This is a genomic window from Variovorax sp. P1_H12_2 (assembly GCF_056405335.1).
The window spans coordinates 1-12,214 of the sequence record NZ_JBFUCI010000170.1 but is presented as its reverse complement, the minus strand read 5'-3'; the positions used below and the strand labels follow the sequence as shown (position 1 = coordinate 12,214).

The window sequence follows — 12,214 nt, the reverse complement described above, 5'->3', positions numbered from 1 at the left end:
GTCGATGCCCGACGCCAGTCCGACCAAGTGGCACCTCGCGCACACCACCTGGTTCTTCGAGACGGTGCTGCTGCAGCCGCACGCGAGCGGCTACAAGGTGTTCGACCCGCGCTTCCACTATCTCTTCAACTCCTATTACGAAGCGCTGGGCCCGCGCCACCCCCGGCCGCAGCGCGGCCTGCTGACACGGCCCTCGCTGGACGAGGTGCATGCCTTCCGCCGCCACGTCGACGGTGCGGTGCTGGCGCTGCTCGGCAAGGCGGGCGGGCCCGACTGGGCCGCCATCGAGCCGATCGTCACGCTGGGCCTGCAGCACGAGCAGCAGCACCAGGAGCTGATCGTCACCGACATCCTTCATGCGCTGTGGTGCAACCCCCTGCTGCCGGCCTACCGTGCGCCGGCCGGCCCGGCGCTGCGGCTGGCTTCCGCGGCGCCCGCCATGACCTGGCTGCCGCAGCCGGGCGGCGTGGTGGCGGTGGGCCACGGCGAGCCGGGCTTCGCCTTCGACAACGAGACGCCGCGGCACCCGGTGCTGCTGCGGCCCCACGCGATCGCGAACCGGCTCGTGAATTGCGGCGACTTTGCGCAGTTCATCGCCGACGGCGGCTACCAGCGGCCGGAACTGTGGCTGTCCGACGGCTGGGCCGCCGTGCAGGCGCAGGGCTGGCGCGCCCCGGCCTACTGGCTGGCGCCCGACGATCCGCGCCTGGCGCACGAGGGCGTGCCGGGCGGCTGGCAGGTCTTCGGCCTGCACGGCGTGCGGCCGCTGGAGCTCGAAGCACCGGTGGCGCAGCTGAGCTTCTTCGAAGCCGCGGCCTACGCCGAATGGGCCGGTGCGCGGCTGCCGACCGAGTTCGAATGGGAGGCCGCGCACGATGCACCCGGCATCACCCAGATGAGCGGCCACGTGTGGCAATGGACCCGCTCCTCGTACGACCCGTACCCGGGCTTCCGGCCGCTCGCGGGTATCGCGGCGGAATACAACGGCAAGTTCATGGTCGGCCAGTTGGTGCTCCGGGGCGGCAGTGTCACGACGCCGGACGGGCACACGCGGGCCAGCTATCGCAACTTCTTCCCGCCGGCCGCGCGCTGGCAGTTCTCGGGGCTGCGGCTCGCGAAGGACCTCTGATGGGCACTCCTGCATTCAACCGCCACGCATTCCGCGCCGCGCAGCGCGCCGCACCGCTGTCCGACTTCGCCCGCGAGCTGTTCGCGGCCCTGAGCCTCGACGCGCGCAGCATTTCGCCCAAGTTCTTCTACGACGCCCCAGGCTCGGCGCTGTTCGATCGCATCTGCGATCTGCCGGAGTACTACCCGACGCGCACCGAGCTGCGCATCCTGACCGAGTGCGCCGGCGAGATCGCGGCGCAGATCGGCCCCGGTGCCGAGATCATCGAGTTCGGCGCCGGCTCGCTCACCAAGGTGCGGCTGCTGCTCGACGCGCTCGAGTCTCCCAGGCGCTACGTGCCGATCGATATCTCGGGCGCGCACCTGGAGGCGGCGGCCGCGCGCCTGCGCGCCGACTACCCGCGGCTCGCGGTGCAGCCGGTGGTGGCCGACTACACGATGCCGCTGGTGCTGCCGCCCGCGCGCGGGAAGGGCATCGGCCAGCGCGTGGGCTTCTTCCCGGGCTCGACCCTGGGCAACTTCACACCCGACGAGGCGCTGGCCTTCCTGCAGCTCGCGCATCGGCTGCTGCGCGGCGGCGGCCTGCTGCTGGGCGTCGACCTGGTGAAGGACCCGGCCCTGCTGCACGCCGCCTACAACGATGCGCAGGGCGTGACCGCCGCCTTCAACCTCAACCTGCTGCGGCGCGCCAATGCCGAGCTCGGCACCGATTTCGACCTCGATGGCTTCACCCATGCGGCTTTCTACAACTCGCCGCTGCGGCGGGTCGAGATGCATCTGGTGAGCCGCCGGTCGCAGGAAGTGACGCTCGACGGCCAACGTTTCAGCTTCGAGGAAGGCGAGACCCTGCACACCGAGAACTCGCACAAGTTCACGGTCGAGGGCCTGCGCGCGCTGGCCGAGGAGGCGGGCTTCAGGCCGGCCGCGGTATGGACCGATCCCGAGCGCCTGTTCAGCGTCCACTGGCTGCAGGCGCCGGCGGCACAATAGCGTGTTGCCCCAGTTTTTGGCGGGCACCGGAGAATCTTGATGAAAGCAGTTTGGAACGGCGTCACCGTGGCCGAGAGCGACGACACGGTGCTGGTCGAAGGCAACCACTATTTCCCCATGGAGTCGCTCAACCGCGACCATGTGACTTTCAGCAACCACAAGACCACGTGCGCCTGGAAGGGCACGGCGAACTACTTCTCGCTGCTGGTCAACGGCGAGCTCCACGCGGATGCGGCCTGGTACTACGCCGACCCGAAGCCCGAGGCGGAGATGGTCAGGAACCGCGTGGCCTTCTGGAAGGACGTGAAGGTGACGGAGTGAGCACCGGATTCAGTCCGCCTTTCACTCCACCCGATCGACTCGTTCCCACCTTGCGCCAGGATGGCTATGCCGTCCTGAGTCCGCAGGGCGTGGCCGACTGGCTCGGGATGCCGCTGGCCGCACTCGACGCACTGCATGGCGACTGGGCCCATCTGCCGCCCGACGAGTACCTGAAGGACGGCGGGCGCTATCGCACGCGGCGCMATGCCTGTTTCACCGTCGAGGGCGCGACCATCGAACAGGCGCCGCACCGCGCCCACTGGCAACCGGTCGAATACAACGCGCTGCATGGCGGCATGCAGCGCTGGTTCGCACCGATGGAGGCGGCGACCGTGGCGCAACCGGTCTGGCAGCAGCTGATGCGCGGCCTCGGCGAGGTGGCGAGCGGCCTGCGCGGCGCGCAGCGCTGGTACGTCGAGGCGCATCAGTTCCGCATCGACACGGCCGACGGTATCGGACGGCCGACGCCCGAGGGCGCGCACCGCGACGGGGTCGACCTGGTGGCGGTCGCGCTGGCCGGGCGCCACAACATCAAGGGCGGCGAGACGCGGGTGTTCGAGGCGACCGGTCGCCGCGGCGAGCGCTTCACGCTGACCGAACCGTGGACGCTGTTGCTGCTCGACGATGCCCGCGTGATCCACGAGTCGACGCCGATCCAGCCCCTGATCGATGGCGAGCCGGGCTGGCGCGACACACTCGTCGTCACCTGCCGCGCGGACGGTTTCCAGGGGGACTGATGCCCCCACGCTCCCTCACTTCGTGTGGTCGCTGCCCCCCAAGGGGGCCGCAGCCGGCTTGGGGCGGCCCGGCGCCGGCCGGACCCGGAACTCGCGGCGCCCCGCAGTCGTCTTACAACTGTGGTCACGCCTTGGATGTAAATTCGGGGCCCGGTTCGAGCCGTCGAACCCTGTAGTGAACCAAAGAGGTCTGCCATGTTCAATCACATCCTGGTCCCGATCGATGGGTCCGACACCTCGATGCTCGCGGTCAGCAAGGCCAGCGGGCTGGCGCTGGCGTTCGGCAGTCGCATCACGCTCATCCATGTGGTGGACAACTACCCCTTCATCGGCGTCGGCGCGGACTATGCACTGGGCCAGAACGAATACCTCGCGGCCGCCACCAGCAGCGCCAATGCGGCGCTGGCGCGCGGCGTTGYGGCCCTGGCCGCCGAGGGACTGCACAGCGACCAGCGCGTGATCGACGGCCACGTGGTGCACGAGGGCATCGTCGACACCGCGATCGCGATCGGCGCCGACCTGATCGTCATGGGCTCGCATGGCCGCACCGGCATCGAGAAGCTCCTGCTGGGCAGCGTCACGCAACGCGTGCTGCAGGACGCCAAATGTCCCGTCCTGGTGGTCCGCGGCGATCTCAGCTGAAGGCGGGGGGGAGCGGGCTCTCGAAGCGCAGCAGCTGCCCGTCGGCAGGGTGCCTGAATTCGAGCCTCGTGGCATGCAGCAGCAGCCTCGGCGCGCGCTCGCGCACCGTGTCGTCGCCGTACAGCGTATCGCCGAGGATCGGGTGCCCGATCGACAGCAGGTGCACGCGCAACTGGTGGCTGCGTCCGGTCAGCGGTTCCAGCCAGAGGTGGCTGGCGTGGCGTTCGGGCAATTGCCGCTTCAGGCGCCAGCGGGTCTGGCTGGGCTTGCCCGCGGGGTCGATCTTCTGTAGCGGCCTGCGCGGCCAGTCGGCGGCCAGGGGCGCATCGATCAGCGACCAGTCTTCCGCGGCCGGCAGCAGGCCATCGACGATCGCTTCATAGCCCTTGTGCACTTGCCGCGCTGCGAACGCGTCGCCGAGCGCGCGCTGGATCTGCGGGCTGCGCGCCATCAGCACCAGGCCGCTGGTCGCCATGTCGAGCCGGTGCACCACCAGGGCATCGGGCCATTGCCGCAGCGCCCTGGCGCTCAGGCAGTCCTGCTTGTCATCGCCCCGGCCGGGCACGCACAGCAGGCCGGCGGGCTTGTCGAGCACCAGCAGGTGAGGGTCGATGTGGATCGCTTGCAGTTCGGTCATCAGGACGTCGAGTCTAGAAGGCTCGGCTATCCTCGCAGCCAATGCCTGCTGCGCCGCCTGCCGTTCACCCCACCCGTTTTTCAGATCTCACGCGCGAGCGGCCCTTCATGCAGCTGTGGGTGGCGCGCCTGTTCGGCACCGCCGCCAGCCAGATGCTGCTGGTCGCGATCGGCTGGCACATGTACGAGCTGACCGGCAGCGCCTGGGACCTGGGGCTGGTCGGTCTCTACCAGTTCGTGCCGGCGCTGCTGCTGGCGCTGCTCGCGGGCCACGTGGTCGACCGCCGGCACCGGGGCCGCATCGTCGCCGCCTGCTTCTCGGTGCAGGGAGCGGTGGCGCTGATGCTGCTGCTTGCCGTGCAGGTGGCGCACGATTCGCGCGGCTTGCTGCTCGGACTGTCGCTGGTGCTGGGGGCCGTGCGCGCATTCCAGATGCCGGCGCAGCAGGCGCTCACGCCCTTGCTGGTGCCGCCGATGATGCTGCCGCGCGCGATGGCCTTCAGCTCGGCCGGCATGCAGGGCGCCATCATCGGCGGGCCGGCGCTGGGCGGGCTGCTGTTCGTGGCCGGCATGGGCGTGGTGTACGGCGCGGCGCTGGTCTTCTTCGCGCTGGCCGCCGCGCTGGTGCTGCGGCTGCGCTATGCCCACACGCCGCCGGCGCGCGAGCCGGTGACCCTCGCGACCGTGCTGGCCGGCGTCGACTTCATCTGGAAACGCAAGCCGGTGCTCGGGGCGGTCTCGCTCGATCTGTTCGCGGTGCTGCTCGGCGGCGCGGTGGCGCTGCTGCCGATCTATGCCAAGGACATCCTCCACACCGGGCCCTGGGGCCTCGGGCTGCTGCGCGGCGCGCCGGCGGTGGGCGCGCTCGTGACGTCGATCCTGCTCACGCGGCGGCCGGTCGAGCGTCACGTGGGCCGCACGCTGCTGATGGCGGTGGCGCTGTTCGGCGTCTGCATGGTGGTGTTCGGCTTGTCGCGCAGTTTCATCGTCTCGTTGATCGCGCTCGCGGTCTCCGGCGGCGCCGACATGGTCAACGTCGTGATCCGCCAGACGCTGGTGCAGTTGGAGACGCCCGACGCCATGCGCGGCCGCGTGAGTGCGGTCAACTCGATCTTCATCGGCGCCAGCAACCAGCTGGGCGAGTTCGAGTCGGGTGCCACGGCGGCGCTGCTGGGGCCGGTCGGGTCGGTGGTGGCGGGCGGCGTCGGCACCGTGCTGGTGGCGCTGGCCTGGTTCCGGCTCTTTCCGTCGCTGGCGCAGCGCGACCGGCTCCTCCACAGGCCCTAGAACACGGAGAAGGCGTGCGGCACGTCCAGCGCGACGTCGCCGAGCGGCTCGGCCACGCAGGGCAGGATCCAGCCCTCGGCCTTCTCGTCCGCGCTGACGCCGGGCCACTCGATGCGATAGCGGACATGGCCCTCGACGAGCCTGCAGATGCAGCTGCGGCAGGTGCCGTTGCGGCACGAACTCGGCAATTCGATGCCCGCGGCATCGGCTGCCTGCAGCAGCGTGAGACGGGCGTCGGTGTCGAAGCTGAAGCCGCCCGGTTCGATGCGGGCCTTCATCAGGGGCGCGGCGGCGACGACGACTGCTGCCGCCGCTGGTCGCGCAGCATGAAGAGATAGAGGCTCTCGACCTTCTCGCGCGCCCACGGCGTCTTGCGCAGGAACTTCAGGCTGGAAGTCACGCTCGGGTCGCTGGTGAAGCAGCGCAGCGGGATGCGCTCGCCCAGGCCTTCCCAGCCATAGCAGTCCGCCAGCGCGGTCACGATGGCCTCCAGCGTGAGGCCGTGCAGGGGGTTGCGCGGCTGCGGCTGCGGGCTCGCGCTCGGGCTGGGCGCGTCGCTCACTTGTTCTTGAGCTTGCCGCGCGGGATCACCGCGGTGGTGATCGTGCGCACCGGTTCGATGGCAGCACCCGGCGGCTTGGGGGGTGCCGTGTCCTTCTTGGGTTTCTTGGCTTCCTTGGTGCTGCGTTGCTGACTCTTTGCCATGGGGTTCTCCGGGATAGTGCGAATGCAAATGCAGCGGCAAGTTTAGCCCGCAGCTTCGGCGCGGCGACAATATGGCCTTTACCGTTTCGCTTCCCGCATTCATGTCCGACTACGAAGTTCGCCCCGCCACCCTGCGCGATGCCAAAGCCATCGCCGAAGTCCACGCCGCTGCCGCCCGTGCCGCCTACGAGGGCATCCTGCCCGAAGACGAGCTGCGCGCGCTGGCGCCCRCCAGCCGCGAAGCCAAGTGGCGCGAGGCCATCGAGTTCAGCGAGCCGCAGGTGCAGGTCGCAGTGCTCGACGGCGAGGTCGTCGGCTTCGTCGGCTACGACCGCTCGCGCGACGCCAAGACGCCATCGACCACCGGCGAGATCTGGGCCATCTACGTCAAGCCCGAGCACTGGGACAAGGGCGTCGGCGTCGCCCTGTGGGACGCCGCCCGCGACGGCCTCGAGGAAGAGGGCTGCACCGTGGTCACGATCTGGGTGCCGCTGCGCAACGATCGCGCGATGCGCTTCCACGAGCTGGCCGGTTTCAAGCGCGAGATGAAGACCGCAAAGACCACGGCCCTCGGGAGCGTGAAGATCGAGGAGATCCGCCTCAAGCGCAACGTCTGAGCAGGCGCGCTCCATGGCCACCAGCCTGCTGCTGCTGCTCGACGACATTGCGACGGTGCTCGACGATGTCTCGGTGTTGACCCAGGTCGCCGCCAAGAAGACCGCCGGCGTCCTTGGCGACGACCTGGCGCTGAATGCGCAGCAGGTGACGGGCGTCAGGGCCCACCGCGAGCTGCCGGTGGTCTGGGCGGTCTGCAAGGGCTCTTTCGTCAACAAGGCGATCCTGGTGCCGGCGGCGCTGGCGATCGGGACCTGGCTGCCCTGGCTGGTGACGCCGCTGCTGATGATCGGCGGCGCCTTCCTGTGTTTCGAGGGCTGCGAGAAGCTTGCGCACAAGTTCCTGCATCAGAAGGAGCACGCCGCCGACACCGCGCGGCACGAGCAGGCGGTGGCCAGCGACGAGGTCGACCTGGTGGCGGTCGAGAAGCAGAAGATCAAGGGCGCGGTGCGCACCGACTTCATCCTGTCCGCCGAGATCATCGCGATCACGCTGGGGACGGTGCAGGGCCAGCCCTTCCTGACGCAGCTGTCGGTGCTGGTGGGCATCGCGCTGATCATGACCGTCGGCGTCTACGGCCTGGTCGCGGGCATCGTGAAGCTCGACGACGCGGGGCTCTACCTGAGCCGGCGCGAAGGCGCGGGCGCACGGGCCCTGGGGCGCGGCATCCTCGCGGCGGCACCCTGGCTGATGAAGGGACTCTCGATCGCCGGCACGGCGGCGATGTTCCTGGTCGGCGGCGGCATCCTGGTGCACGGCGTGCCGGCCCTGGCCCATGCGGTCGAGGCCTGGGCCGCCGATGCCGGTGGCCTGCTGCGGGCCCTGGCCTCGACGGGCGCCAATGCCACGGTCGGCATCGTCGCCGGCAGCATCGTGCTGGCCGGGGTCGAACTCGTGAAGAGGGTGCGCGCGCGTCCTTGAGCGTGCACGGCGCGGGGAAGCGCCCGGGGGCTCAGCGCCCCCTGGACCGGGCTCGCTGAACCAGGTCCACGCCCACCAGGGCGATGCCGAGCACCAGCGCGAACCAGCCGACCAGGTAGGCGCCGCCGACCGTCTCGCGCCAACCCGGCGACGAGAGGAAGCTCGGCGCGATCAGCACTGCCGCGCCGATGAGGATGCACATGATTCCGCGCTCGAGGGTGCGCGGATTCCGCGCGGGTCGTCTGGATGCCATCGGGCGAGTTTACGGCCCCATCCAAGGCGTCTCGCCGTCGCGTGCGCGCGACGCCCGGTGTCACGCGGCTGAGACGGTGGCCGACCGGTCGGTGAAAGACCGCCCGAGCCGTTCCAAACCCAAGAAAACCCTGAAGACTGTGACTTATTTGCTATTTGAACCATAGCGTTCTTTACTGCGCACGCACCAATTCCGTGCGATCCGTGAACTTGTTCCTCCAAAAAAAGAGTACCGAAGGATTACATTCGTAAGTACTCATTTCGCCTTCGGGCGTTTCATTTTTGGAAGAGCAACTGCATGAATCGCGTTTTCAGTGTCGTCTGGAACTCCTCGCTCCAGGTCTGGGCCGTGGCCTCCGAGCTGGCATCCGGTGCCGGCAAATCCGCCACCCGCAGCGTCAGCCCGTCATCGCCTTCGAACGCCAGGCCGTCCCAGCGCTTCGCGATCCTGCAAATGGCCCTGGCCGCCGCCTTGCTCGGCTTCGGCGGCGCCGCGGCGGCCGCGTGCTCGACCAGCGGCGCAGTGATCACCTGCGCCGCCGGAAGCACCCAGGGGGTCACGGTGGGCAGCGGCCCGGGCACCGCTTCGGGCACCGCTGTCGTCGTCGAGTCCGGAGCCTTGATCAGCACCGGCGCCCAGGCCGGAATCAGCATCGGCAGCGATTCCAGTATCGAGATCCGCGGCGGCGCCACGGTCGAGAACGCCGCCCCGTTTTTCGGCAGCGACGGCTTCTTCGGCGTGGGCTCGGGTGCCAACACCATCGAGATGCACTCGAACAACTCGCTGACGATCGGCCAGGGCGCCAAGGTGCTTTCAACGGGCAACTCGTGRACCGCGGAGGCGGTCAATGCGTTCGGATCCGGCAACCTGATCATCAACAACGGCGAGATCCGGTCGAGCGCGGGCGGCGCGGCAATCTGGTTCCAGCCGGATTCGGGCCAGAACACCATCGTCAACGGTGCCACCGGCGTCATCGAGTACACCGGCGGCTCGGGCAGGATCATGGGCGTGTCCGGCACGACGGAGATCGCCTTCACCAACCGGGGCCAGGTGCTGGGCTCGCTGAACTTCGCCAACGGCAACGACACGCTGAACCTCTACGACGGCTCGTCGATCACCGGCTTGATCGACGGCGGCGGCGGCAGCAACACGCTGACCCTCAACGGCACCGGGGTCGGGACCTTCGGCCAGCCGATCTCGAACTTCCAGACGCTGGTCAAGAACGACACCGGCACCTGGACCTTCAACAATGCGCTGCCGGCCTCGGGCATCACCAGCACCCGGGTGGCGGGCGGCACGCTGATCCTCGGCGCGGACGCCAGCAGCTACACCGGCAGCATGACGGTCGATACGGCCGGCACGCTGCAGACCAGCGCCGGCTTCGCACCGCTGGCGATCACCGACAACGGCATCGTGCGCTTCGCACAATCGACCGATGCCAGCTACACCGGCTTGCTGACCGGTTCGGGCGGCATCGAGAAGACCGGTGCCGGCACGCTGATTCTCACGCGCGACCAGGCGATCACCGGCACGACCACGATCACGGCCGGCGTGCTGCAACTGGGCGCCGGCGGCACGGCCGGCAAGGTCGACGGACCCATCATCGACAACGCGGCGCTGGTGATCAACCGCCTGGATGCCGTCACGTTCGCGGCGCCGATCAGCGGCAGCGGCCACGTGACGCAGCTGGGCGCCGGCACCACGACCTTCACGGCCGACAACAGCTACACCGGCGGCACGACCATCACGGCCGGCACCCTGCAGCTGGGCGCCGGCGGCACGAGCGGCAGCGTCGTCGGCGATATCGTCAACAACGGCACGCTGAGCCTGAACCGTTCGAACACCCTGCAGCTCGACGGCGTCATCAGCGGCAGCGGCGCGCTGAGGCAGGTGGGCAGCGGTGCCACGGTGCTGTCGGGCGCGAACAGCTACACCGGCGCCACCACGGTGGAGGCGGGCACCCTGCGGGCCGCGGCGGCGACGGTGTTCAGCGCCGCCTCGGCCCACACCGTGGCGGCAGGCGCCACGCTCGACACGGCCGGCTTCGACCAGTCGGTCGCGTCGCTGAGCAACGCCGGCACGGTCAACCTGCTGAGCAGCAAGGCCGGCAGCACGCTGACGGTGAACGGCGCCTACGTCGGCCACGGTGGCGTGCTGAGTCTCGGCACGGTGCTGGGCGCCAGCGGCAGCCTGAGCGACCGGTTGGTGCTGAACGGCGCCGCCGCCAGCGCGAGCGGCAGCACCACGGTGCGTGTCACGAATCTCGGCGGCCTCGGCGGCCTGACCACGGGCAACGGCCTCGAAGTGGTGAGCGCGCTGAATGGCGCCACCACCACCGCCCAGACCACGCGCGACGCCTTCGCGCTGGCCGGCGGCCACGTCGATGCGGGTGCCTACGAATACCGCCTGTACGCGGCCGATGCCACGGGGGCCGGCGAGAGCTGGTATCTGCGCTCGTCGACCACGGTGCCGCCGGTGCCGCCGGTGCTCGAGAACACCAGTCGGGGGCAGACCCCGCAGCTGGTCGCCGTGCCGACCTACCGTGCCGAAGTGCCGCTCTTTGCGGCCCTGCCGGCCGAGTTGCGCCAGGCCGATCTGGCGATGCTGGGAAACCTGCACCGGCGCGTCGGCGATGAGTTGGCGCCAGCGGCCGCTGCCTCCGGAGACCCGGCAGCTGGGCGCCAGGCCTGGGCCCGCGCCATCTACAGCGACCTCGACATCCGGCAGGAGGGCGTGGCCGCGGCACAGAGCCAGGGCCATGTGAGCGGCGTCCAGGCCGGCACTGACCTGCTGGCCACCGGCGGCTGGCGCGCCGGTGTCTATGTCGGCACGCTGGACGGCAACGCCGACGTCAGCGGCAACGCCCGCGGCCTGGTCGCGGCGGTCGGCCGCAACGACCTGCAGTCGCGCTACCTCGGCGGCTATGCGACCTGGATGGGGGCGGACGGCCTCTACGCCGATGCCGTGCTGCAGGGCGGCCGCCACAGCTACACGGTGCTCCCCAATGGCAATTTGAGCGCCGAGGGCAAGTCGAACAGTCTCACGGCCTCGATAGAGGCCGGCAAGGGCTTCGCGCTGGCCGAGGGCTGGACGATCGAGCCGCAGGCGCAGCTGATCTACCAGCGCAACCGCTTCGACGACGTGCTGATCAGCGGTGCGCTGGTGAACCAGGAGGCCGACGGCGGCTGGATCGGCCGGCTGGGCGTGCGCATCAAGGGCGATGTCGCGACCGCGGCCGGCCGGCTCCAACCCTATGGCCGCTTCAACGTCTATCTCGCCGGTTCGGGCACCGACGTCGCGACCTTCATCGGTCCGGCGGCCAGCACCCGCATCGCCAGCGCCAGCGGCTACACCTCCACCGAGCTGGCCGCCGGCATGACGCTGGCGCTGACGCCCACGGCCACGCTGTACGGCGAGGTCGGACAGCTCTACAACGCGGGCGGCGATGCCAAGGTGAAATCGTCTCTGCAGGGCTCGATCGGCATGCGCCTGAGCTGGTGATCCAGCGGTCCCAAGTYTCGGTTCAAATACGGTTCCAGCGGCCGCCTGTATCGGGCGGCCTTCGAAGCCCATCGCCAGACCGGAACCCATGGACCTCCTTCGCTCCCGCATTCCTGCCTTCCTCGGGCGCGCCGTCGCGCCGCTGCTGCTCGCCGCCGCCGCCTCGGGCGCCGCCGCGCAGCAGGAGGCCAACCGCTTTCCCGCCGCGGCGATGAGCTTCCTCGGCGGCGAGCTGCCGGCCATGGAAGCGGCCATCGCGGCGCGCGACCGGGACTACTTCGAGGACGCGATGGGCCGCATGCTGGGCTTCTCCGACAGCTGGGGCTTCAAGACGCGCGACAACCCCGCGCTGGCGCGCTTCCCGATGTGCACCGATGCGGTGTCGGACTTCCTGGTGGTCGGCCTGTGCCGCATCATGACCACCAGTTCGGCCTGCGAGCCGGGCATGGAAGCGAAATTCAACCGCAACCTGCAGCAG

General features: G+C 69.7%; 15 protein-coding genes and 1 pseudogene. 11 read left to right on the top strand and 5 right to left on the bottom strand.

Features of this window, described 5'->3' with window-relative positions; translation table 11 throughout:
• From egtB to AC1D2K_RS17860, 5 genes are all read left to right on the top strand, one after another.
• Window positions 1–1,129: ergothioneine biosynthesis protein EgtB (egtB, locus tag AC1D2K_RS17880; protein WP_478090174.1), on the top strand; the 1,129-nt coding region annotated here is incomplete at its 5' end.
• A complete protein-coding gene (egtD, locus tag AC1D2K_RS17875) occupies window positions 1,129–2,118 on the top strand; it encodes an L-histidine N(alpha)-methyltransferase (protein ID WP_478090173.1) in 990 nt (329 codons plus the stop codon). The genes egtB and egtD, both read left to right, overlap by 1 nt.
• 39 nt (window positions 2,119–2,157) lie before the next feature.
• Entirely contained in the window at window positions 2,158–2,439 is a 282-nt protein-coding gene (locus tag AC1D2K_RS17870) for a DUF427 domain-containing protein (protein WP_478090172.1), read from the top strand.
• The gene (locus AC1D2K_RS17865) at window positions 2,436–3,176 is read left to right on the top strand and encodes a 2OG-Fe dioxygenase family protein (protein WP_478090171.1); all 741 of its coding nucleotides are present in this window, start codon (window positions 2,436–2,438) and stop codon (window positions 3,174–3,176) included. Before AC1D2K_RS17870 ends, AC1D2K_RS17865 begins: the two co-directional genes overlap by 4 nt.
• Before the next feature lie 195 nt (window positions 3,177–3,371).
• Window positions 3,372–3,818 carry a universal stress protein gene (locus tag AC1D2K_RS17860; RefSeq protein WP_478090170.1) on the top strand — a complete coding sequence of 149 codons (447 nt, stop codon included), beginning with the start codon at window positions 3,372–3,374 and terminating at the stop codon, window positions 3,816–3,818.
• On the opposite strand, the gene AC1D2K_RS17855 is transcribed toward AC1D2K_RS17860, so the two are convergent.
• Complete coding sequence (locus AC1D2K_RS17855; RefSeq protein ID WP_478090169.1) at window positions 3,811–4,455, bottom strand: RluA family pseudouridine synthase; 645 nt, start codon at window positions 4,453–4,455, stop codon at window positions 3,811–3,813. The two genes, AC1D2K_RS17860 and AC1D2K_RS17855, sit on opposite strands and share 8 nt — an antisense overlap.
• A 41-nt stretch (window positions 4,456–4,496) precedes the next feature.
• Here AC1D2K_RS17855 and AC1D2K_RS17850 point away from each other — a divergent pair, with 41 nt between their 5' ends.
• On the top strand, window positions 4,497–5,741 hold the full coding sequence (locus AC1D2K_RS17850; protein ID WP_478090168.1) for an MFS transporter: 1,245 nt from the start codon (window positions 4,497–4,499) through the stop codon (window positions 5,739–5,741).
• Here AC1D2K_RS17850 and AC1D2K_RS17845 read toward each other — a convergent pair.
• Genes AC1D2K_RS17845 through AC1D2K_RS17835 form a run of 3 tightly spaced genes read right to left on the bottom strand, consistent with a single transcriptional unit; the run spans window position 5,738 to window position 6,446 of the window.
• Window positions 5,738–6,019, bottom strand: a complete 282-nt coding sequence (locus AC1D2K_RS17845) for a 2Fe-2S iron-sulfur cluster-binding protein (RefSeq protein WP_478090167.1) — start codon at window positions 6,017–6,019, stop codon at window positions 5,738–5,740. The two genes, AC1D2K_RS17850 and AC1D2K_RS17845, sit on opposite strands and share 4 nt — an antisense overlap.
• Complete coding sequence (locus AC1D2K_RS17840) at window positions 6,019–6,303, bottom strand: VF530 family protein (protein ID WP_478090166.1); 285 nt, start codon at window positions 6,301–6,303, stop codon at window positions 6,019–6,021. The genes AC1D2K_RS17845 and AC1D2K_RS17840 overlap by 1 nt, the downstream gene beginning before the upstream one ends.
• Complete coding sequence (locus AC1D2K_RS17835; protein WP_478090165.1) at window positions 6,300–6,446, bottom strand: hypothetical protein; 147 nt, start codon at window positions 6,444–6,446, stop codon at window positions 6,300–6,302. The genes AC1D2K_RS17840 and AC1D2K_RS17835 overlap by 4 nt, the downstream gene beginning before the upstream one ends.
• Window positions 6,447–6,547: 101 nt before the next feature.
• Here AC1D2K_RS17835 and AC1D2K_RS17830 point away from each other — a divergent pair, with 101 nt between their 5' ends.
• Window positions 6,548–7,063, top strand: a complete 516-nt coding sequence (locus AC1D2K_RS17830; RefSeq protein ID WP_478090164.1) for an N-acetyltransferase family protein — start codon at window positions 6,548–6,550, stop codon at window positions 7,061–7,063.
• Between the two features lie 13 nt (window positions 7,064–7,076).
• Window positions 7,077–7,982 (top strand): DUF808 domain-containing protein, encoded by a 906-nt coding sequence (locus AC1D2K_RS17825; protein ID WP_478090163.1) that lies wholly within the window; start codon window positions 7,077–7,079, stop codon window positions 7,980–7,982.
• Between the two features lie 31 nt (window positions 7,983–8,013).
• On the opposite strand, the gene AC1D2K_RS17820 is transcribed toward AC1D2K_RS17825, so the two are convergent.
• Window positions 8,014–8,235, bottom strand: coding sequence for a hypothetical protein (locus AC1D2K_RS17820; RefSeq protein ID WP_478090162.1), 222 nt, complete (start codon window positions 8,233–8,235; stop codon window positions 8,014–8,016).
• Window positions 8,236–8,532: 297 nt separating this feature from the next.
• On the opposite strand from AC1D2K_RS17820, the pseudogene AC1D2K_RS17815 reads away from it, so the two are divergent.
• From AC1D2K_RS17815 to AC1D2K_RS17805, 3 genes and pseudogenes are all read left to right on the top strand, one after another.
• Window positions 8,533–8,598 (top strand): annotated as a pseudogene (locus tag AC1D2K_RS17815) (ESPR-type extended signal peptide-containing protein); the annotation flags it as partial.
• Window positions 8,599–9,243: 645 nt separating this feature from the next.
• Entirely contained in the window at window positions 9,244–11,736 is a 2,493-nt protein-coding gene (locus AC1D2K_RS17810) for an autotransporter family protein (protein WP_478090175.1), read from the top strand.
• 88 nt (window positions 11,737–11,824) lie between these two features.
• Window positions 11,825–12,214: hypothetical protein (locus AC1D2K_RS17805; RefSeq protein ID WP_478090161.1), on the top strand; the 390-nt coding region annotated here is incomplete at its 3' end.

Excerpts from the sequence above, each read along its gene's own strand:
- egtD (WP_478090173.1), top strand. The coding sequence starts at position 1,129 with ATGGGCACTCCTGCATTCAACCGCCACGCATTCCGCGCCGCGCAGCGC.
- AC1D2K_RS17870 (WP_478090172.1), top strand. The coding sequence starts at position 2,158 with ATGAAAGCAGTTTGGAACGGCGTCACCGTGGCCGAGAGCGACGACACG.
- AC1D2K_RS17855 (WP_478090169.1), bottom strand. The coding sequence starts at position 4,455 with ATGACCGAACTGCAAGCGATCCACATCGACCCTCACCTGCTGGTGCTC.
- AC1D2K_RS17850 (WP_478090168.1), top strand. The coding sequence starts at position 4,497 with ATGCCTGCTGCGCCGCCTGCCGTTCACCCCACCCGTTTTTCAGATCTC.
- AC1D2K_RS17845 (WP_478090167.1), bottom strand. The coding sequence starts at position 6,019 with ATGAAGGCCCGCATCGAACCGGGCGGCTTCAGCTTCGACACCGACGCC.
- AC1D2K_RS17835 (WP_478090165.1), bottom strand. The coding sequence starts at position 6,446 with ATGGCAAAGAGTCAGCAACGCAGCACCAAGGAAGCCAAGAAACCCAAG.
- AC1D2K_RS17825 (WP_478090163.1), top strand. The coding sequence starts at position 7,077 with ATGGCCACCAGCCTGCTGCTGCTGCTCGACGACATTGCGACGGTGCTC.
- AC1D2K_RS17820 (WP_478090162.1), bottom strand. The coding sequence starts at position 8,235 with ATGGCATCCAGACGACCCGCGCGGAATCCGCGCACCCTCGAGCGCGGA.